This window comes from Agrobacterium sp. ST15.16.024, assembly GCF_027956545.1.
In the GTDB taxonomy this organism is placed as follows: domain Bacteria; phylum Pseudomonadota; class Alphaproteobacteria; order Rhizobiales; family Rhizobiaceae; genus Agrobacterium; species Agrobacterium cucumeris.
On sequence record NZ_JAQKGO010000002.1, the window covers coordinates 178,433 to 198,819 of the forward strand.

Here is a 20,387-nt window from a genome sequence, read left to right on the forward strand (position 1 = left end):
GATACCCTCTCCTTGATTGAACCGGCGAAAAACCGGCAAACTGAACGGTCGCGCTTAGGAAGAAGTTTGTTCCGCAGAGGAGAGTGAGTTTGGCATGAAGAACCAACCATTCTCATAATTAGGAATTATCTTTTCTTTATGGCGCATATTTCCGTAAATCTCAGAAAATAATTCTATTACTCTTTGACAAATTCCATAAAATTAGTCAACTAATGCTCACGCCTTTCGAGGCTGATTTTATGTTTCCCACGCTTACGGACTGGAGCCGATGTCGAATTCGAAACGGATTTTATCGCAGGCAAGACGGGTGGCCATTCAGGCCATTCCGACGGTTCTCGGTATCGTCATCCTGAACTTCTTCCTGCTGCAGCTGGCGCCGGGTGATGCCGCCGATGTCCTGGCGGCGGAAGCGGGTTCGGCAACCGTCGAGACCATGGCGGAAATCCGCTCCCGCTTCGGACTGGATTTGCCGGTTCTGCATCAGCTGATGAACTATCTCGGCAATCTGGCCCAGTTCAGCCTTGGTTTTTCGCCGCGATACGGCATGCCGGTGGCAGACCTTATCGGCCAGCGCCTGCCCGGCACGCTTGCGCTGATGGGCGCAGCCCTTGGTATCGCAATCTTCGTCGGCGTGTTCCTCGGCTCTATCATGGCGCTTTTTTCCGGCAAGCTGCCGGACCGGATCATTTCGATTGGCTCACTGATCTTTTATTCCGTACCGGGTTTCTGGATCGGCCTGATGCTGATCCTGACCTTTTCCGTCAAGCTCGGCTGGCTTCCGTCCGGCGGCGACAGCACCATTGGCAGCAGCCTTACCGGGTTTTCAGCCTTTCTCGACAGGCTGCGTTACATCGTGCTCCCTGCCCTGTCGCTGGCGCTTTATTTTCTGGCCATTTATGCCCGCCTGACCCGCGCGGCGATGCTGGAAGTGAAATCCCAGGACTATGTGCGCACGGCGCGCGCCAAGGGCGTTTCGCCAATCAGGCTCACCACACGCCATATCCTGCGCAACGCGCTCATCCCTATCACCACCATGGCCGGCATGCATATTGGCGGCCTTCTCGGCGGCGCCGTTGTGGTTGAAACCGTCTTCAGCTGGCCGGGCCTTGGCCGCCTGGCCTTCGAAGCCGTGATGGCGCGGGATTTCAGCGTGCTGCTCGGCATTCTGCTTCTCTCCTCCCTCGTCGTCATCATCGTCAATGCGGCCGTGGACCTGTTGCAGGCATGGCTTGACCCCCGCATCGGAGAAAGCCGATGAACTCATCCCACACAACAGCGGTTCTCAACACGGCCGAACTTGGCGCTGAAGAGACCAATCCCAAACCGAAAAAGCCGGAAGAAAAGGCCTGGCCTTATATTCATGCGCCGGATGCGCTTTCGGCCCGCTCCGTCTCCGTGCCGCGACGTGGACTGCGGCGCGAACTGAAAATCTTCCTCACCAATCCCAATGCCATCGTCGGGTTGCTGTTTCTCGCCACCGTCATCGTCACCGCACTGATCGCCCCGTTAATCTATCCCGGCGATCCCCTGGAAATGGTGGCCCGCCCGTTCCTGTGGCCGGGCCAGAACGCGGCCTATCCGCTCGGCACTGATTCCATGGGCCGGGATGTTCTGGCCGGCATCGTGCATGGCGCGCGCATTTCGCTCACCGTCGGTGTCGTGGCAACGCTGATCGGCCTCACCATCGGCATCGCGGTTGGCGCCTTCGCCGGTTATTTCGGTGGCGTCATTGATGATATCCTCGTCAAGCTGATCGAAATCTTCCAGACCTTGCCCAATTTCGTGCTGCTGGTGGTGCTCGTCGCCATCGCCCAGCCGTCTGTCACCACGGTCACGTCGGCCATCGGCATCATCACCTGGCCGCTCGTTGCGCGTCTTACCCGTGCGGAATTCCGCGCCATCCGCGAAAAGGACTATGTGCTCGCCGCGCGTAGCCTCGGTTATGGCCATGCCCGCATCGTTTTTCAGGAAATCCTGCCCAATGCGCTGCCACCGATCATCGTCACCTCCTCGGTCATGGTGGCGGGAGCGATCCTCATGGAAGCAGCGCTGTCCTTCATGGGGCTTGGCGATCCCAACCGTGTCTCCTGGGGTTCGATGATCGGTTCCGGCCGTGATGTCATCCGCACGGCCTGGTATCTGACTGCCCTTCCCGGCCTTGCCATTGTCTTCACCGTCATTTCGCTGAACCTCATCAGCGATGGCCTCAACGATGCGCTCAACCCCCGCTTTTCGGAGGAACGCCGATGAGCAAACTGATCGAAGTCCATGATCTCTCCGTCAGCTTCGGCTCAACCCAGCCGGTCAAAGGCGTCAGTTTCGATGTCAGCCCCGGCGAAATGCTCGCCATTGTCGGCGAAAGCGGCTCCGGCAAATCCCTGACCGCGCTTGGCCTGATCGGCCTCCTGCCCTCCCACGCCAAGACCGGCGGCCGGGTTCTGCTCGAGGGCCGCGATCTGCTGCCGCTTTCCGAGCGGCAATGGCGCGGCATTCGCGGCCGGGATATCGGCATGATCTTTCAGGAGCCGATGACCTCGCTCAACCCCGTTCTGACGGTCGGCGAGCAAATCATCGAGGTGCTGCGCATCCATGAGAAGATCGACCGGCATCAGGCGCGCAAACGCGCCATCGAACTGCTGGACCTCGTCAACATCCCCGATGCCAGCCGCCGGGTGGATGATTATCCGCACCAGCTTTCCGGCGGCATGCGCCAGCGTGTGATGATCGCCATCGGCGTTGCCTGCAATCCGAAACTCCTGATCGCCGACGAGGCGACGACGGCTCTTGACGTGACGATACAGGCGCAGATCCTGCAACTGCTCGACAATCTGCGCCGCGATCTCAACATGGCGGTCATCCTTATCACCCACGATCTCGGCATCGTGGCGCAATGGGCGGACCGGGTGATGGTCATGTATGCCGGCCGTAAAGTGGAAGAAGGGCTGCCGGAACCGGTTTTCTCCAACCCCTACCATCCCTATACACGCGGCCTGCTTGCCGCCTCGCCGCGCGCGGAAGACGGCCAGCATTATCGCGACGGGCCGCTCATCGAAATTCCCGGCTCCATCGTTTCCGCCACGGGGGAACGCGGTTGCGCCTTCCGGCCACGCTGTCCGAGCGCCCGTGGTTTCTGCGGGCAGTTCGTGCCACCGCTAAGGCCGATTTCGGAAGGCCGCTACGCCGCCTGCCCCTTCGTATCCCCCACATCCCAGGAGGTGTCCAATGACGCTCTTGTCAGTGCATAGTCTTTCCACCCACTATACGGGCGGACGCGGAACCGTGCGCGCCGTCGATGACGTCTCGCTCGATATCGAGGCGGGCGAAACCGTGGCACTGGTGGGCGAATCCGGCTGCGGCAAATCCTCGCTCGGCAAGTCGCTGATGCGTCTGGTCGAACCGTCATCCGGCAGGATCACCTTCAAGGGCGCCGATGTGACGGCAATGACGCCTTCGCAGCTGCGCGGCATACGCCGCCGCATCCAGATGATCTTTCAGGATCCCTTCGCCTCCCTCAATCCGCGACAGACGGTGCGCACCATCCTTACCGGGCCGCTGAAAGTGCACGGCATCGGCGACCGGGCGCGCCAGCGGGAGATTGTTGAAGCCATCGTCGCGCAGGTCGGCCTGCCGGCGGATTCGCTCGACCGTTATCCGCATGAATTTTCCGGCGGTCAGCGCCAGCGCATCGGCATTGCCCGCGCACTGGTTCTGGAACCGGAACTGGTGGTCTGCGACGAGCCGGTCTCGGCGCTCGATCTGTCGATACAGGCGCAGATCCTCAATCTTCTGGTGGAGATGAAAAAGCGGCTTTCGCTGTCCTATCTCTTCGTCTCGCATGATCTGTCCGTGGTGCGTTATTTCTCCGACCGCGTGCTGGTCATGTATCTCGGCAAGATCGTCGAAAGCGCACCGACATCGGAACTTTGGGCTTCTCCGAAGCATCCTTATACTCGCGCCCTTCTCGCTGCCGTTCCGGATCCCGCGCGCCGCAAGCAGGCCGCGCCCATTTCCGGCGATCTGCCGAGCCCGCACGATCCGCCATCCGGCTGCCGGTTTCACACACGCTGCCCGCTCGCCACCGATCTCTGTCGCGAAAAAGCGCCGGATTACACCCTTTTCGGCAAGAACCACGCCGTGGCCTGCCACCATGCCCAATAACTTAAAGGAGCAACCATAATGGTCGACTATCGCTATCTCGGACGCAGCGCGCTGAAAGTTTCACCGCTAAGCCTCGGCACGATGATGTTCGGAGGCCCGACACCGGATGACGTGGCCTTCCGCATCATCGACAAGGCACGCGAACAGGGCATCAACTTCATCGATACAGCCGATGTCTATCACGACGGCAAGTCGGAAGAGGTCGTTGGCCGCGGCATCAAGTCCACGCGCGATCACTGGGTTCTGGCGACGAAATTCGTCAATTCCCATACCAAGGGCCCGAACCTTGGCGGCCATTCGCGCAAATGGGTGATCGAGACCGTCGAGAATTCGCTGCGCCGCCTTAACACTGATTATATCGACATCCTCTATTTCCACCGCGCCGTCTTCGATGCGCCGCTGGAAGAGCCGGTGCGCGCCATCGCCGATCTCATCCGCGCCGGCAAGCTGCGCTATTTCGGCGTTTCGAACTTCCGCGGCTGGCGCATTGCTGAAATTTCGCATCTGGCCGACCAGCTCGGCATCGACCGGCCGGTTGCCAGCCAGCCGCTCTACAACATCGTCAACCGCACGGCCGAAGCCGAGCAGCTGCCGGCGGCCAATCATTATGGCCTTGGTGTCGTGTCCTATTCGCCGCTCGCACGCGGCGTACTGACCGGCAAATATCAGCCGGGCGAACAGCCGGGTGCCGATACCCGCGTTGGCCGTGGCGACAAGCGCGTTCTGGAAACGGAATGGCGCCCGGAATCGGTTGAAATCGCCCAGAAGGTCGCGGCCCATGCCGCTTCAAAGGGCGTTTCGGCGGCGGATTTCGCGCTCGCCTGGGTGCTGAACAACAAGTTCGTCACCGCCGCCATCACCGGCCCGCGCACCGAAGAGCACTGGAATGGCTATATCCGCGCCCTCGATGTGAAAATCGATGCCGAAGATGAAGCACTGGTCGACAGCCTTGTGACAACAGGCCATCCCTCGACACCCGGTTTCAACGATCCGAGCCATCCCGTCGAAGGCCGCGTGCCGCGCAATCTCGAGGCCGCACACCGCCCGGCGCTCAAGCCGCGCGCGGTCGCCTGATCGTCCAGACGAACATGCCTGCGGCGCGATTGTGCCGCAGGCTATCACATCCGCTCACGGGAAAACCGCAATGTCCAATCCGAAACCACAGACAACCACCACCAATAATTCCGGCGTGCCGAGCCGTGACGAAATCCTGGCCCGGGCAAAGGACATTGCGGCTATCGCAGCCCGGGATGCCGCCCGCCGCGAGCGTCAACGGGAACTGCCCTTCGATATCTTCGCCCTTATCAAGGAGGCAAAGATCGGCACGCTGCGTGTCCCCGAAGCCAAGGGCGGACCGGGCGGCTCGATTGCCGACTACATCGAAGTGCTGATGATCCTCGGCGAAGCCGACAGCAATATTCCGCACGCGCTTCGCAGCCATTTCAATTTCACCGAAAATCTCGCCCTTGCACCCATCGAGCTGGAGGACCGGCGGCATCTTGAACATGTCCTTGCCGGCAAGCTCTTTGCGGGCGCCAGCACCGAACAGGGCACCAAACGCCCCGGCGAAATCACCACGCGGCTAAGTGCCGATGGCGATCGCTACCGGCTGAACGGCCGCAAATGGTATGCGACCGGCACAGCCTTTGCCGATTTCGGCACCTTCAGCGCCATTGGCGATGACGAGCAGCCGATCGGCGTGCTCATTCCGCTTGATCGCACCGGCATCACCATTCTCGACGACTGGGACAGCATGGGCCAGCGCATGACGGCAAGCGGCGGCGTGTTGCTTGAAAATGTCGAGGTGCTGCCGCATGAGCTGACGACCCGCAGGCTCGGCACCCAGATCGGCCGCCACAGCTCGGCCATGCGGCAGCTGCATCTCGCCGCGTCTGCTGCCGGCGCCGTTCAGGGCGCGCTTAATGACGGTGTGGAATATGTTTTGCGCCAGGCGCGCACCACGCTTCACAGCGCTGCGGAAACCGCCAATCAGGATCCCTTCGTGCAGAAGATGCTGGGTGAAATCAGTGCCGGCGCTTTCGCCGTCAAGACGCTCATTCGCGAAGCGGCCCGAACGCTCGACAGAACAGCTGCCGCCTTTGCAAATGGTGATGAAGAGGCCATTGAGGCAGCCCTGCTGGAAGGCTCGCTCGCCACCGCCCGCACCCAGATCATCGCCTCGCAGCTTTCGCTAACCGTCGCCACCAACCTCTATGAACTCGGCGGCGGTTCGGCGACATCGAGCGACCGCAATTTCGACCGCCACTGGCGCAACATCCGCACGGTCTACAATCACAATCCGCTTGCCCACAAGGCGCGGGTGATTGGTGACTATTACCTCAATGGCACCACGACGCATCTCAGGGAAGGCCGGGTGTTCTGACCATGCGGAAGATGCAGGCGGCAAAGGAGGAACAGCAATGAGAACGGAGTTTGTCACTCCCGCCGCGAGCCGGGCAGCTTTTCGCCTGCCCACACTTTCCAGGCTGCCGCCGCTGACCGCCTTGCGCGCCTTTGTCGTGGCCGCCCGCCATGCGAGCTTCTCGCGGGCGGCGGAGGAATTGCATGTCTCCACCGCCGCCATCGGCCAGCAGGTCCGTATTCTCGAAACCCATCTCGGCCAGCCGCTTTTCAGCCGCCAGCGCGGTGAATTGCTGCTGACGGATGCCGGCAGCGCGCTTTATCCCGGCCTTGCCGATGCTTTCGAGACCATGATCGGCAGTCTTTCCGACCTGATGGTTTCGAACGCACGACCGCAGTTGAAGGTTCTGGCGGAAGGTTGCTTTGCCGCACGCTGGCTGGCGCCGCGGCTGGGCAGCATCGTTCCGGCCCTCGGAGACGTCGAGCTTTCGATCGAATCCATCGAGGGTGAAACTGTCGATCTCACCCATTTTGATGCTGATTGCGCCATCGTCGCCACCCACGCGCAAATTCCGGGCTTTCTTCACGAGCCGCTTTTCGCCGATACCGTTAGCGCTGTCTGCACTCCGCAGTTCGCAGCCCGCCATGAGCTTGCAGGCGAGCCCGCCCAATTGCGAAATCTCGGCTTTGCGATGTTGCGCGGCAATGGCCTCGACGCCGCCTTCGAATGGGCGAATTGGCTGCGCGCCTGCCGCATTCCGCTCCGGCTTTCGGCAACCGGCCCACGTTTTTCGCGCCAGACGGCGCTGATAGAAGCAATCTTATCCGGCCATGGCATCGGCCTCGCGCGCCACTCGCTAATTTCGGAAGAGCTGAAAAACGGCCGTCTTATCGCCCCCTTCGGCTCACCACAGCCGACTGCAAGCCGTTACCACCTGCTGACCAGTCCTGACAGGCGGCGGCTGCCGGAGGTCGCATCTCTACTCGCTCTGTTGCGCGAGGATATACGCTCCCTCGAAGCCGCCGCCTGAACACGCCCGTCCCACCTCAGGCGCGTTCCCTTTGCAACTCTCTGGCCGCGTAGATGTTATCCGGCCGTGGCAGGCCATAATGGTCGCGCAGCGTATCGCCTTCGTAATCCTCACGGAACAGGCCACGCCGCTTCAGGATCGGCACCACCTCATCCACGAAGATATCGAACCCGCCATTCAGCCATGGCGGCATGATGTTGAAACCATCGGCTGCGCCTTCGCGGAACCAGGTCTCTATCCAGTCTGCCACCTGTTCCGGCGTTCCGGAAATCACCTTGTGGCCGCGCCCGCCGGCGAGCCGGTGCAGCAATTGCCGGATCGTCGGGTTTTCCCGGTCGATGACATCGAGGACCAGCTGATGGCGGCTGCTATCCGCCTGCGCGCGTGTCGCCTCGACGGCCTCTATTGGCAGCGGCCGGTCAAGATCGGCCGATGACAGGTCTATGCCTGTCATGCGCTGCAATTGCCCGAGCGAAAAGGCCGGCTGGATGAGATCGTTGAAGGAGGCCTCGAGCTTGCGCGCCTCCTCTTCGGTGGAGGCGATGAAGGGGCTGATGCCCGGCAGGATTTTCACATGGGCGGGGTTACGCCCCGTGGCGGCAACACGTCTCTTGATGTCAGAATAAAAAGACCGCGCACTCTCCAGAGTCTGATGCGCGGTAAAGATTGCCTCAGCATAGTGAGCCGCAAAACCACGGCCCTCCTCCGAGGAGCCTGCCTGCACATAGACCGGCCGGCCCTGGGGTGAACGCGGCACGTTGAGCGCGCCCCGCACCCGATAAAATTCGCCATCGTGATTGGCGGGGTGGATGCGGTCTGTCTCGGCAAACAGACCGCTTTCCTTGTCGGCGACGATGGCATCGTCTTCCCAGCTGTCCCAGAGCTTCGTCACCACATCGACGAACTCGATGGCCTGACGGTAACGGTCGGCATGCGGCGGATGCTTCTGGAGATTGAAGTTACCGGCCGCAGCATCCGCCGAGGTCGTGACGATGTTCCAGCCCACCCGGCCGCCGCTGATATGATCCACGGACGCAAACAGCCGCGCGAGATTGTAGGGCTCGTAATAGGTGGTGGAGGCCGTGGCGATGAAACCGATCTTTTCGGTGACGGCGGCGAGGGCCGCCAGCATGGTGATCGGCTCCAGCCGATGGCGGGCGGCATAGCGGATATTGGCATCCAGCACCGGCGCATCGGCAAAGAAGATGGCATCCAGCTTCGCCGCTTCGGCCTTGCGGGCGATATCCTGATAGAGCTTTATATCGGTGACGCGATGGGGCTCCGAATCCGGATGCCGCCATGCCGCCTCATGATGTCCGCCAGGATAGATGAAGGCATTGAGAACCAGCTTTTCGGATTTTCTGCTCATGGAAATGACCTCTTATTCGCTCTGATGCGGTTTGAAACCGAAGGAGGCTCACGCCTCCTTCGTCACCCAGGCTTTGGCGAGATTGCCGCTCAGCCCCTCTGCGCCGGTCGCGTAGTCCTTTATGCGCACGCTGCCGACGACCGGCTGGATGGGAGAGACGAGATTGATGACGGGAAGATCCCTGGCGACAACGGCCTGAAATTCCTTGAAGAAAGCCGCACGCTTTTCGATATCCGGCTCTATTGCCGCCGCTTCCAGCAGCCGGTCCACTTCCGGATTGGCGTAATGGCTGGCATTGGAGAAGGGCAGGCCGATCTTGAAGTTCTTGCTCCAGTAGACACGCTGCACACCTGCAGTTGGATCGAAAGTGTTGGAGAGGGATTCCACCGAAAGGTCCCAGGCGCGGTCGGTATAGACAACCTTCACATAAGTGCCGAAATCGAATTTCTGGATATCCGCCTCGATGCCGATTTTCGACAGCGCCTGCGCGATGAAATCCGAATAGGTCTGCGGATTGAACGGGTTGGTGGTGACACGCAGCTTGAAGCGCTTGCCGCCGTCCTTGCGCGGAAAGCCTGCCTCATCCAGCAATTTCTCCGCCTGCGCAACGTCGAACTTGGCAAAACCGATATCCGCATTGTGGAACTTCGCAAGGCCGGGGCTGATCGGCGTCGGCGACGGCACGGCATAACCGTAAAGCACGGTATCGATGAGCGCCGGAACGTCGATGGCATGGGCGATGGCCTGTCTGACCTTCAATTCCTTGAGATATTCGTTCTCAAGGTTAATCACCAGCTGGTTCTGCTGGCCGGCATAGGCATAGATGCGGTCATCCACCTTAAGCGTCGGAATGGATTTCAGACGTTCCAGATCGGCAAGCGCGACCGGGTTGGGGCCAATATCCCCTTCGCCGGTTTCCAGTGCGGCAGCACGGGCGCCCGCATCGTTGATGAGGCGGATGATGACGCGGTCGAGATGGGGGCGCGGCGCGTCCCAATAATCGGCGTTTTTCTCCAGCAGGATATGACTGCCCGGCACCCATTCCTTCAGCACGAAGGGACCGCTGCCGATGATCTGGGCGGGCTTCGGATTATCTGTCGGCTTGAAGGTCTCGAAGATATGCTTCGGCACGATTGGCGATTCCGACGAGGCGAGCGCAGTGATCAGGCCCGGCGCCGGCTTGGAAAGCTTCACCTTCGCAACCAGCGGATCTGATATATCGACGCTTTCAACGTTCGAGAACGTCGCCCGGCCGCGCGGATGCGCCTCTTTCAGCCGAAGGATGGAAAATTCCACATCCGCCGATGTCACCGGTTTGCCGTCATGGAATTTCGCATTCGGCTGCAGATGGAAGACATATTCCAGCCCGTCGGCCGAAACGCTCCATTCCCTAGCAAGACTTGGCTGGGGCGACAGCTCGTAATCATAGGTCAAAAGCCCATCATAAATCTTTGAGCCGATGAACTGCGGGCCGCCCGCACTGGTATTGATGGCCACGAGCTGGGTCGGTTCAGGGAAATATACGATCTTCAGCGTGCCGCCCGAAACGGGCTCTTCGGCAGCGGCGAAAGAACCGCCCGGAAGCGCCACGAATGCGCCGGCAGCAAGTGCAATCTTATGAAACTGGCGTCTGGAAATGGTCATGTCTGTCTCCGAAAAAAATCCGATGTGCGGGAGCGGCAACTCAATGCAACTGCGGGAACCCGTGGCGCTCGGCGAGAATTTGCAAAATGCGTTTGGTGTCCTGAATGAAGTGCGTATCACCCTTTGCCGCGGCGTCAGCGGGCGCCTCGCCGGCAAAGACGAACAGCGGCAGCGACTGGTTTTCTTCACCCACGGCGGCGATGACGGCCTCACGCGGGCGCTGAAAACCGACACGGCGGATATCGATCTGCCCAGCAAGGTCTGGAAAGGCGGCAAGCAGGCCCTCGATCTGGTTACAATGCGGGCAGACGAAGCGGACACCCGGGTGCTTGGGGTCTTCAAAACCGGGGGAGATCAGAAAAAGCGTGTCCTTGGCCATGGCATCCATCATGTGAGGGTGAGATTTCCAGTTCACAGTGCAGGCAGCCAAAGCGTGGGTCCAGAAAGCAATTCTTGCTTTGAAACGAAGAATTGCTTTGCGTTAAATTATTGATGAAATTGATTTTTTTGAAATTTCAAATGCCGGCATCGCTGTTCCCGCCGGCCTGTTCCAAAAGCAATGTTTTTCCCGAAAATACCGCTATCACGCGACAGCGAAAAAAGGCCGGACAGCAATTTTCAGCAATAAAAAACCCGACAGAATTGCCGGGCTAGAGTTGATGAGGAAGATCGTAGACCGCTCTACCGTCATGCCGGGCTTGATCCGGCATCCAGCCACGGCGCGTCTGCGCCGTGAGAAGAATCTCTCGCGATCAAGGACTTGATCACGCTGGACCCCGGATCAAGTCCGGGGTGACGGAGTGGGGATGAACTCACATTTCAAAACGCTTACTCACTTTTCCAGGCCGTCGACAAATCCCCATAGGCAATGTCGATGGTCGTGACGAGCGACTTCAGACTGGTGTTGCGCAGAATGACGGTCGGCAAAGCGACGATGGAGAAATTCGGCAGGTCGTCACCAGTGATTTTCTGGATGTCGTGGAATTGCGCCGCCCGCTTCGTTTCATCCACCTCGATGGCGGCCGCACGGAAAAGATCATCCACCTTGGGGTTATTGTAGTGGGCGGCATTGACGTAAGGCGCCGGGTTCTTGATGCCATCGGACCAGTAGAGACGCTGCACGCCCGCCGTTGGATCGAACAGCCGGCTGATGCCGTTCACCGTCAGGTCAAAACCGCGCTCGGTGTAAACGCGCTTGATGAAGGTGGCGAGATCGCCTTCGACGATGTCTACCTTCACGCCGAGTTTGCCGAAGGAAGAGCGCAGATAGTCGGCTGTCTTGCGGAAGACGTCGGATGGCAGGAAGGCGAGCCGCAGCGAAAAACGGGTGCCATCAGCACCTCTCGGGTAACCAGCCTTGTCCAGCAATTCGTTCGCTTTGGCGAGATCAAAAGGATAGGTGAAAGGCTTTTCATCATTATAGGCGGTGAAGACAGCCGGGATGTTTGAACCAGCAGGTTTGGCCGTTCCGAAGAAGATCGCGTCATTGATGAAATCGCGGTCGATGGCATGGGCCAGCGCGTGGCGGACTTCCTTTTTGGCAAGGATCGGGTTTTCCAGATTGAACTCGAAGATGGCGGCATTGTTGAGATAGGAGTCTGTATAGACCTCCACCGCAAGCCTCGGATTTTGCCGAAGACGCTCCAGATCGCTGTAGGAAACGTCAGCGGTGTAATCCGCCTCCCCCGTTTCCACGGAAATGGTGGTGGAGGCCGCATCCGCAACGAAGCGTGCCACGAAACCATCGAGATAAGGCAGATCGGCCTGCCAGTAATGCGGGTTCTTCTTCAGCTTCACATAGCTGCCGCGTTTCCATTCCTCGAACACGAAGGGGCCGGTGCCGATGGGCGCATTGCCGTTCGGGCTCTCATTATAGTTCTCTGAAGCATAGGCGTGGGCCGGCAGTATGGGCGTTTCGCCGCCCGTCAGCGCCCGCAGAAGGTAGGGTGCGGGTTTGGAAAGCACCACCACCGCCGTCAGCGGATCGGGCGTTTCGATATCGGCAATATTGGCAAAGGTGATACGCCCGCGCGGACCGACCTTCTTGAAGGCGAGCAGCGAAAATTTAACATCCTGCGCGGTGAAATCCTTGCCATCATGCCATTTTACGCCCTTGCGCAGCTTGAACGTGTGGCGCAGCCCGTCTGCCGATGTTTCCCAGCTTTCCGCCAGAACCGGATGCGGTTTGAACTCGCCGTCGAACCGCACCAGCCCTTCAAGAATTTTCGTGGAAATGGCGCGGGTGCGCGTATTGGAATCGGAAAGCGGCACCAGCGTCGTCGGCTCGCCGAGACCCGCAAGAGTAACGATCCCGCCCTTTTTCGGCGTTTCCGCCGCCACCGCAGGCAAGGACGGCAACAGCATGGCCCCGGCAAGCGCGGCACTCAGAAGCAATGTCTTACGTCTTGTAATATTCATGGATGTTTCCTCGTACAGACTTGTTTTCAAATTTTCAGGCAGGTTTCAGCCGGGTTTCCACCAGCCGGGCAAACAGCGTGGCGCCAACCGGCAGGATGGCGTCATCGACGATGAAACCGGGATTGTGGGCAGGCACGGTGCCGGAATGGCCAAGGGTGAAAAATGCGCCGGGCGCGTGTTTCAGGAGATCGGCGAAATCCTCGCTGCCCATGAAGCGGCCCGGCTCGGTGGAAACGCGCTCGTCTCCCAGAACCTCCCGTGCCACGCCGGCAACGATCTCCACGGACGCATCGTCATTGGTGAGAACCGAGAATATGTCGCGAATATCCACCTCGGCGGTCAGGCCATGAGCGGCGGCAAGGTGATCGGAAATCGTGCGGATGCGCTCCCGGATGGTTTCGCGCACGCTGTCGGAAAAAGCCCGCACCGTTCCGGCAATCGAGGCCGTTTCGGGAATGACATTATACGCCGACCCCGCCTCGATGCGCGTGATCGACAGCACGGCGGGATCGGTCGGCGACACGTTGCGGCTGACGATCGTCTGCAAGGCCTGAATGAGTTCGCCCGTCGCCGGCACCGGGTCGCGCGAGACATCGGGATGGGCGGCGTGGGCGCCCCTGCCCTTTAGCCGGATATCGAAGAAATCCGCACCTGCCAGAATGGTGCCAGGCGAAACCTTCAGATGATTGGGCGCGGCATGGGTGGAATTATGCAGGCCATAAATCTCGTCGACCGGAAAATCCTTGAACAGCCCATCGGCAATCATGGCGCGCGCGCCGCCAAGACCTTCCTCGGCCGGCTGGAAAATGAACACCACCGTGCCGGCGAAATCGCGGGTTTCCGCCAGATAACGGGCGGTGCCGAGCAGGATGGTAGTGTGCACATCATGTCCGCAACCGTGGAACTTGCCGGGATAGACCGACGAATAGGGCAGTCCGGTTTCCTCCGGCATCGGCAGGGCGTCCATATCGGCCCGAAGCCCGATGGACCGGTTACCCGCATGGCGGCCGTGCAACACGCCGACCAGGCCGGTCTTGCCATAACCGCGATGCACCTCGATGCCCCAGGAGGCGAGCTTTTCAGCGACGATGCCCGAGGTCCTTACCTCCTCGAAGCCGATTTCCGGATGCTGGTGCAGATCGTGGCGGATGGAGACGAGTTCGGGAACATAGGTCCCGATCCGGTCCAGAATTTTCGGTGCTGATGTTTTGACGGGATCGACGGCGATATTCACGGTATCTCCTCAGGGCAAACAATATCATTTTCGCAATCGGGCGATTGCGAAGGGGGTTAGCTTCGGAACTGGAAAATCAGGGCTGGAAAGGCGTCAGAGCCTCAGGCCAGCCTCCTTCATCAAGGGCAGAATGCGCTCGGCGAAGTAATAAAGGTCTTCACGGAAATCGTAGAAATTCAGCTGAACCCCATCGATCCCGGCCTTTTTTAAACCGACAAGCTGCTCGACCACCTGTTCCGGCGAACCGATGATTTCGATATTGCCGCCGAGATTGCGCCCCTGCTTGTGGCGCGCATCGCCGCGGCCGCGCCAGGCATGGGCGTCGCTGTCGTAATTATTGGTGGCGAAGGCGCGCGTGCCAGCCTGCGGTTTTCCAGCCTCGATGGCATCGGCATAAGCGATCGCCTCCTTTTCCGTATCGCGACTGACAATGATCGGATTGATGAGCGTCTTCACCTGCCGGCCATAGGCTTTGGCACGGTTCTTGATCGTGGCGACATGATCGGGCAGCGTTTCCAGCGCGCTGTCTATATGCGCCCCGCCGGGCGAAGTGACGAAAACCAGATCGGAATGGCGGGCGGCGAAATCGATACCGGCAGGCGAACCCGTCGCCGTCACCAGCGGCGGGCGGCCGAAGGCCGGTTTCGGCGTGATCCAGCCATTGTTGATTGCCCAGGGATTGAGCTTGCCTTCATAGGAGAAGTTTTCTGTCTCACCCCACAGGCGGTGAAGCACATCGAACAATTCACCCGCCATATCATAACGCTTGTCATGGTCGATCCGCTGCCAGCCGAACATTTCGTGCTCGATGGCGCGGTGGCCGGTGACGATGTTGATGCCCCAACGCCCCTTGGCGATATGATCCAGCGTCGCTCCATATTTGGCGAGATGCAGCGGATGCAGAGGCCCGTAAAGCACATGGATGGTCGAGATCAGCAGAATGCTCTTCGTCACCGCCGCCATGGCGCCGAGCGCAATGAAGCTGTCGAGTGAGGATTCGCCGTCATATCCGCCCTTGGGCAGCCATTGGGTGCGGCTGAAGGCGATTTCGAAACCAAGCTCCTCCGCCCGCTTCACCAGTTCGACGTTATAATCGAAAGTCCAGCTGTTGCTGGTCGGCAGGCTGGAGAAATTGATGTCCTGAAGATTGAGGAACAGGCCCAGCATCAGCGGCTGTTTTACCGCCCGGCTGAGCGGGCTGTCGTCAAAATCGGCAGGACTTTTCAGTTCAAGACCTTTCAGCTCCGAACCATCGGGCAAAGGAACACTCAGCGCCATGTCTTTTCTCCCTCGGAATGATCACCCTGCGGTGCGGCTGCGGCCAACCGGGTGCGTAGGTAGCTCTCCACGCCGCGGGGTTGACGACCGGTGATCCGGTCGATGGTATCGGTGACGGATGCCGCCAGACCTGCGCGAATGAGCTGACCGAATTCGCCGATCGCTTTCTGTTCGAAAACGCCGATATCCGGTGGAAAGGCCAGCACGGCATCATGCGAAACCCCAACCGGCCGATGCAGGATACGGGCCGCGATGCGGGCGATCTCCAGCCCCGTCAGGGCTTCGCCACCGGTCAGCACCAGGGGGCCGGCAAACGCTGCGTCGGCAGTCAGCGCGTGAACCGCCACATCGGCGATATCGTCTGCATCGATAAAAGAGACGGCCGCATTGCCGAAGCGGGCGGGCACATCCTCTCCCTTTTGCAGCGCGGCGACAACGGGTTCCAGCACCACCTGCATCCATGCATTCGGCCGCAGTACCGTATGCGCTATGCCGGTTCTGGCAAGATGCGCCTCCACCTCGGCATGGGCCGCACCCGAGATGGAGTGGGCGGCATTTTTAATGGTCCAGTCAGAGCCGGATATCTTCACGACCCGCAAAGCACCGGCCGAGAGGGCCGCATCGATGACCGCATTCTGATCAACCGCCAGCGTTTCCCCGATGGGGGAAAGCACAAAGACGGCATTTATGCCGCGTGAAGCCTCCTTCAGGCTGGCCGGATCAGAAAAATTCCCCTCCGCAATCTCGACCCTGTCACCCCACAGTTTCAGTGCATCCTCGCGCCTGCGGGTCAGCACGCGAACGCTCTCCTGTTTTTGCAAAAGACGGCTAACGACACGCTGGCCGAGCTTGCCGGTTGCACCCGTTACAAGAATGGTGGCTGCCATGACGTCCTCACTTTCCAGCTTTGTGTTGTGCGGTCTCTTGCAGTGAAGAAAGAGCACGTGGATCGGCCCAGTCCCGCACATCGAAATCGTCAGGGATAAATTTCCATTCCAGCAGGAAATCCTTGAAATGGCTCAGCGCATCCAATTCCGCCGGATCGAGATCGAGCCGCAGATTTTGGTGCACATCCGCGCCATTGGCAGCCAGGACCGCCTCTTCGCTGACGCCGATCTCGCGGGCGATGAAACGCACGGCCTCCGCCGGATTGTCATTTGCCCACTGGGCAACCCGCTGAACGGTGGCCACCAGTTCCGCCACCAGATCGGGCCGCTCATCGGCAAAGGTGGCGTCCACCGTCAAGGGACGTGGCGTGCCATTGTTGATGCGGATTTTCGGATCGGGATGAAACCCGGTTGATACGACGACCTGAGCACCGATGAGATTGGCGACGGTAACACCTTCGGCGCCCTTGACGAAAAATGCATCGATCTGGCCGCGGTGCAGTGCTGCAATTTCCTCGCCATAAGGGAGCCGCCGGCGCAGGCCATGGAAGCGCTCATCCGTTGGACCAAGCAGCACCGGCTCTCTTGCTGTCAGATCGACGAGTTCGACATCGGCAACGGTGAGATCGGAAACGGTGAGTGCCGACACGATGCCCTTCAGCGACGTGGCGCGCTGGAAATCGATGGTTTCATTCGGACGTTTCGGCAGGCCGATGCGCCGCCCCTTCAAATCGCGGTCCTTGGTTATTCCGCTTGCGGGCAACGCAATGACCGCCTGAAACTCATCGGTTCTCGTCAGCCCCACCAGCCGCGTCTGCCGGCCACCCGCCTTCGCCCAGATTGGCGGAATGTTGCCGCCCTGGCGGAAGGACCAGTCCAGCCGATGATCAAAATGGCTCTGCCTGATAGCCGGATCGGCCGCATCTCGAATGGAGGAAACGGAGATGCCGTGACCGGCAAAACGCTCCTCTATCCAGCCAAGCTGCACCGCGATGGAAAGCGGCGTTGGTGCCGGGCAGCGGGTGTACCAGAGGGTCACGGGTTGGGTTGCTTGGCGAAGGGCGGCATCAGCCATGGCGGTCGTCCTCGAAATTGCGATCTGGACAGCACGCTACACGCCGCCGGATATTTTCTATAGATAAAGTGTACTATTTAGGAGGCGATTGAAGAAATTCGTTTCCATAACACTAGGCCCTCGCATGGTGAACGAAATATCCTTTCGAAAATGGCGTCATTTTCGAACACAACGCCCAACGCAGCCACTCCTATCAGGGGCATCCACGTGGGAGCCGGAAAAGCCATGGCTCGAAAGTTTTTCTTCTCCCAGCAGCAAGGATTTTTAACTCGCGACCGAAATCGCGGCTGTTACGCTTTCGAACAATTGCACCCGCCACAGGCTGGAAATCCCATACAGACGGAAAAATAAAAGCATGAGCAACACCAAACGCCGGCTCAATCTCAATGTCGGCATCAATACAACGGGATATCTTCCCAGTGCCTGGAAATACAGAAGCGGAGACCGGCACGATATCAATGATATCGGCTATTATCGGCGGCTGACGGAACTGGCCCATAAAGGCCGGTTCGACGCCGTTTTCCTCTCCGACCACCCGGCACTGCTGACTGACCCGGCCAGTCGCCCATTTCACACCATCGATCCGCTCATCCTCTCCACCTCACTTGCCGCGCAGGTGCCGGATATCGGTTTTGTGGCGACAATATCCTCCACCTATAATTCGCCCTATAATTTTGCGAGGCGAACACAATCCATCGATATCGTCACCAGCGGCCGGCTGATCGTCAACATCGTCTCCTCCTTCAATCCCAATGTCGCGGCCAATTTCGGCAATGATCCGCTGCCACCACGCAGCGAACGTTATGCCAAGGCCACCGAATTTCTCGATGTCGCGAAAAAGCTCTGGTCGAGCTGGGATCCGCGCCGTGAGGGAGATGTGCCGGAAGATCGCTTCTGGGATGCGGCAACGGCGGAAACCATCGATCACGAGGGGCAATATTTCCACGTAAAAGGGCCGCTCAACGTTCCACGCGGGCCGCAGGGACATCCCGTCATCGCGCAGGCCGGCGCTTCCGAAGGTGGCATCGATCTGGCGGCTCGCCATGGCGAGATCATCTATTGCAACATCCTGTCACGCCCGGCGGGTCAGGCCTTCGGCAAAAAGGTGCGTGACCGCGCTATCTCTTTCGGCCGCGATCCCGCCGGCATCCGCATCGTTCCCGGCCTTGTCGTCATTCTCGGCGAGACCCGTGAGGAAGCGCTGCGCAAGCATGAACTCTTCAGCGGGACCGGCTCGGAAGACGGGCTTCTGGCGCGCTTCGCCAAGGAAAACGGCATTGATCCGCGCGATTTCAACCCGGATATAAAACTCGATGGCGAGCACTTCATTCCCGACCAGAACCGGCAATGGGCTGTTGGCATGGGGCTTGGCCTTTCCGAACTGCTGACCCATGAAAAGCTCACCGCGCGTGAGGCCGTGCGCCGCTCCGAGGGGCACCACCGGCTGCTGCTCGGCACACCGGAAGAGGTGGCGGATGGCATCATCGACCTCTGGCAGGATGGCACGGTGGATGGCTACACCCTGCAGCCACCGCGCGCGCCCGATGATATTGCCGAATTCGTCGAAAAGGTCGTGCCGGTGCTGCAGGACCGCGGCGTTTATCCGCGTGAATATGACGGTGCGACGATCCGCGACCGCTATGGTCTGCCTTATCCCGATTGAACCGAGGATGTGGCGCGGTTAAAGCGCCACACCTCCATCGTCCGCCCCGCGGACGGCAATGGCGGGTGCCAGGGACGTATTATTGACCTGCCGCCACTTTCAAAACCGGCCGGCCGCCGGAAAGCTGCGGCAGGACGGAGGCGAAATCCGTGACGATCTGGCGATAATCTTCCGGCTGGAACTCATAGGGCAATTCCAGACGGAATTCCGAGACATGCGGCAGCACGGGATCACGCGACAGCGTCTCCAGAATCTCCTCAGTCGTGCCAACAATGTCGGGCAGGAAAAGCGTGCGGCGCGCGCCATGCGGCGTATGCGTGCGCTTGTCACGTTCAGCGGCGAATTCCGCATAACGGCGGCGTGTCGCGGGGCTTGCGCTATCGGTTGGCAGGATCACCCGTCCCAGCGCGACACGCGGCTGGCGCTCATGCGCCCATTCCTGCCGGAAGCGGGCGACAAGAGCCGCCTGTGCGGTCAGAAAATCATCGGTGTTTTCACCGCTGACGATATTGCCGGTCAGAAGATTGAACCCTGCCCTGCCGGCCCACCGGGCGGAGTTCTGCGATCCGCCGCCATACCACAGCCGGTCGGTCAAACCCCTGGCGAAGGGCCGAAGGCGCGGCACCTGCGCACCGGCCGCATTGCCGGCCTCCGTGTCACTGGATAAAGGTTCCGATCTCAACGCCTTCGCCAGCTTTTCCGCACGGCCGTGGTTGTAATCCGCATCGGCAGCGATATCGACATAGTCCGAAATGAGATGCGCAAAGGGCGGCGCGCCCACCGAAACGCCAACATTCAGCCGCCCGTGTGACAGGACATCAACCGTGGCGAGATCCTCGGCCAGCCTGAAGGGATTTTCATAACCCAGCTGAATGACGGCGGTGCCTAGTCCGATCCGCTTCGTGCGCTGCGATGCAGCGGCAAGAAAAGTGGCTGCCGATGAAACGCCCCGTTCCAGATGGCGCTGACGCACCCAGGCGCTGTGATAACCCAGCGCCTCCCCGGCTTCGAAAAGCTGCAGGGTTTCTTCCAGTCCCTTTGCGGGGTCATCATCGTGATAATTGCCGGGAACCAGAAAGGCGAAATGGGAAATACGGGAAAGAGGCATAGTGAACGTCCGGGAATGGTTGTTGACGGAAGACGGGCTCAGGCGATGCTGCTGCGGCCGTTCTTCCGTGCCGCGCATACTCCAGCAGAATGCCCGATGAAGGGCGCGGCTTGCACGGCATGGTCTTTTATAGTCCCGGTCATTGTTGAAAGATCGTTGCG

At 59.9% G+C, this 20,387-nt stretch carries 17 protein-coding genes; 8 read left to right on the forward strand and 9 right to left on the reverse strand.

Annotation, left to right across the window (positions count from 1 at the left end):
* Nucleotides 1–268 precede the first annotated feature (268 nt).
* The 7 genes from PL640_RS09300 (at nt 269) to PL640_RS09330 (ending at nt 7,550) form a co-directional block, all read left to right on the forward strand.
* Nucleotides 269–1,258, forward strand: a complete 990-nt coding sequence (locus PL640_RS09300) for an ABC transporter permease (protein WP_065117478.1) — start codon at nt 269–271, stop codon at nt 1,256–1,258.
* Entirely contained in the window at nt 1,255–2,250 is a 996-nt protein-coding gene (locus PL640_RS09305; RefSeq protein ID WP_065117477.1) for an ABC transporter permease, read from the forward strand. The genes PL640_RS09300 and PL640_RS09305 overlap by 4 nt, the downstream gene beginning before the upstream one ends.
* Nucleotides 2,247–3,245, forward strand: a complete 999-nt coding sequence (locus tag PL640_RS09310) for an ABC transporter ATP-binding protein (RefSeq protein ID WP_271361609.1) — start codon at nt 2,247–2,249, stop codon at nt 3,243–3,245. Before PL640_RS09305 ends, PL640_RS09310 begins: the two co-directional genes overlap by 4 nt.
* A complete protein-coding gene (locus PL640_RS09315) occupies nt 3,223–4,158 on the forward strand; it encodes an ABC transporter ATP-binding protein (protein WP_110757841.1) in 936 nt (311 codons plus the stop codon). The genes PL640_RS09310 and PL640_RS09315 overlap by 23 nt, the downstream gene beginning before the upstream one ends.
* 18 nt (nt 4,159–4,176) lie before the next feature.
* Nucleotides 4,177–5,232, forward strand: a complete 1,056-nt coding sequence (locus PL640_RS09320; RefSeq protein WP_065117474.1) for an aldo/keto reductase — start codon at nt 4,177–4,179, stop codon at nt 5,230–5,232.
* 70 nt (nt 5,233–5,302) lie between these two features.
* Nucleotides 5,303–6,541 carry an acyl-CoA dehydrogenase family protein gene (locus PL640_RS09325; protein ID WP_271361612.1) on the forward strand — a complete coding sequence of 413 codons (1,239 nt, stop codon included), beginning with the start codon at nt 5,303–5,305 and terminating at the stop codon, nt 6,539–6,541.
* Between the two features lie 37 nt (nt 6,542–6,578).
* Complete coding sequence (locus PL640_RS09330; RefSeq protein ID WP_271361613.1) at nt 6,579–7,550, forward strand: LysR substrate-binding domain-containing protein; 972 nt, start codon at nt 6,579–6,581, stop codon at nt 7,548–7,550.
* A gap of 16 nt (nt 7,551–7,566) precedes the next feature.
* Here PL640_RS09330 and PL640_RS09335 read toward each other — a convergent pair whose 3' ends face one another.
* From PL640_RS09335 to PL640_RS09370, 8 genes are all read right to left on the reverse strand, one after another.
* The gene (locus PL640_RS09335; RefSeq protein WP_271361614.1) at nt 7,567–8,919 is read right to left on the reverse strand and encodes an LLM class flavin-dependent oxidoreductase; all 1,353 of its coding nucleotides are present in this window, start codon (nt 8,917–8,919) and stop codon (nt 7,567–7,569) included.
* Nucleotides 8,920–8,967: 48 nt separating this feature from the next.
* A complete protein-coding gene (locus tag PL640_RS09340; RefSeq protein ID WP_271361616.1) occupies nt 8,968–10,563 on the reverse strand; it encodes an ABC transporter substrate-binding protein in 1,596 nt (531 codons plus the stop codon).
* 40 nt (nt 10,564–10,603) lie between these two features.
* The gene (locus tag PL640_RS09345) at nt 10,604–10,954 is read right to left on the reverse strand and encodes a DUF3088 domain-containing protein (protein WP_142843646.1); all 351 of its coding nucleotides are present in this window, start codon (nt 10,952–10,954) and stop codon (nt 10,604–10,606) included.
* Nucleotides 10,955–11,391: 437 nt separating this feature from the next.
* Nucleotides 11,392–12,981 (reverse strand): ABC transporter substrate-binding protein, encoded by a 1,590-nt coding sequence (locus tag PL640_RS09350; protein ID WP_271361617.1) that lies wholly within the window; start codon nt 12,979–12,981, stop codon nt 11,392–11,394.
* 34 nt (nt 12,982–13,015) lie between these two features.
* Nucleotides 13,016–14,215, reverse strand: a complete 1,200-nt coding sequence (locus PL640_RS09355; protein WP_271361618.1) for a M20 aminoacylase family protein — start codon at nt 14,213–14,215, stop codon at nt 13,016–13,018.
* 93 nt (nt 14,216–14,308) lie between these two features.
* Nucleotides 14,309–15,493, reverse strand: coding sequence for an LLM class flavin-dependent oxidoreductase (locus tag PL640_RS09360; RefSeq protein ID WP_271361620.1), 1,185 nt, complete (start codon nt 15,491–15,493; stop codon nt 14,309–14,311).
* A complete protein-coding gene (locus PL640_RS09365; protein WP_271361621.1) occupies nt 15,484–16,380 on the reverse strand; it encodes an NmrA family NAD(P)-binding protein in 897 nt (298 codons plus the stop codon). Before PL640_RS09365 ends, PL640_RS09360 begins: the two co-directional genes overlap by 10 nt.
* A gap of 7 nt (nt 16,381–16,387) precedes the next feature.
* Complete coding sequence (locus tag PL640_RS09370) at nt 16,388–17,455, reverse strand: ABC transporter substrate-binding protein (RefSeq protein ID WP_271361623.1); 1,068 nt, start codon at nt 17,453–17,455, stop codon at nt 16,388–16,390.
* 355 nt (nt 17,456–17,810) lie between these two features.
* Here PL640_RS09370 and PL640_RS09375 point away from each other — a divergent pair, with 355 nt between their 5' ends.
* Nucleotides 17,811–19,118, forward strand: coding sequence for an NtaA/DmoA family FMN-dependent monooxygenase (locus PL640_RS09375; RefSeq protein ID WP_271361625.1), 1,308 nt, complete (start codon nt 17,811–17,813; stop codon nt 19,116–19,118).
* A 79-nt stretch (nt 19,119–19,197) separates the two neighbouring features.
* Here PL640_RS09375 and PL640_RS09380 read toward each other — a convergent pair whose 3' ends face one another.
* Complete coding sequence (locus tag PL640_RS09380; RefSeq protein WP_271361626.1) at nt 19,198–20,226, reverse strand: LLM class flavin-dependent oxidoreductase; 1,029 nt, start codon at nt 20,224–20,226, stop codon at nt 19,198–19,200.
* Nucleotides 20,227–20,387: the final 161 nt, after the last annotated feature.

Bases quoted from the DNA above. Each gene is read 5' to 3' on its own strand.
- PL640_RS09340 (WP_271361616.1), bottom strand. From the start codon at position 10,563: ATGACCATTTCCAGACGCCAGTTTCATAAGATTGCACTTGCTGCCGGC.
- PL640_RS09365 (WP_271361621.1), bottom strand. From the start codon at position 16,380: ATGGCAGCCACCATTCTTGTAACGGGTGCAACCGGCAAGCTCGGCCAG.
- PL640_RS09345 (WP_142843646.1), bottom strand. From the start codon at position 10,954: ATGATGGATGCCATGGCCAAGGACACGCTTTTTCTGATCTCCCCCGGT.
- PL640_RS09320 (WP_065117474.1), top strand. From the start codon at position 4,177: ATGGTCGACTATCGCTATCTCGGACGCAGCGCGCTGAAAGTTTCACCG.
- PL640_RS09360 (WP_271361620.1), bottom strand. From the start codon at position 15,493: ATGGCGCTGAGTGTTCCTTTGCCCGATGGTTCGGAGCTGAAAGGTCTT.
- PL640_RS09305 (WP_065117477.1), top strand. From the start codon at position 1,255: ATGAACTCATCCCACACAACAGCGGTTCTCAACACGGCCGAACTTGGC.
- PL640_RS09310 (WP_271361609.1), top strand. From the start codon at position 2,247: ATGAGCAAACTGATCGAAGTCCATGATCTCTCCGTCAGCTTCGGCTCA.
- PL640_RS09325 (WP_271361612.1), top strand. From the start codon at position 5,303: ATGTCCAATCCGAAACCACAGACAACCACCACCAATAATTCCGGCGTG.
- PL640_RS09315 (WP_110757841.1), top strand. From the start codon at position 3,223: ATGACGCTCTTGTCAGTGCATAGTCTTTCCACCCACTATACGGGCGGA.
- PL640_RS09330 (WP_271361613.1), top strand. From the start codon at position 6,579: ATGAGAACGGAGTTTGTCACTCCCGCCGCGAGCCGGGCAGCTTTTCGC.
- PL640_RS09350 (WP_271361617.1), bottom strand. From the start codon at position 12,981: ATGAATATTACAAGACGTAAGACATTGCTTCTGAGTGCCGCGCTTGCC.
- PL640_RS09335 (WP_271361614.1), bottom strand. From the start codon at position 8,919: ATGAGCAGAAAATCCGAAAAGCTGGTTCTCAATGCCTTCATCTATCCT.
- PL640_RS09370 (WP_271361623.1), bottom strand. From the start codon at position 17,455: ATGGCTGATGCCGCCCTTCGCCAAGCAACCCAACCCGTGACCCTCTGG.
- PL640_RS09300 (WP_065117478.1), top strand. From the start codon at position 269: ATGTCGAATTCGAAACGGATTTTATCGCAGGCAAGACGGGTGGCCATT.
- PL640_RS09375 (WP_271361625.1), top strand. From the start codon at position 17,811: ATGAGCAACACCAAACGCCGGCTCAATCTCAATGTCGGCATCAATACA.
- PL640_RS09380 (WP_271361626.1), bottom strand. From the start codon at position 20,226: ATGCCTCTTTCCCGTATTTCCCATTTCGCCTTTCTGGTTCCCGGCAAT.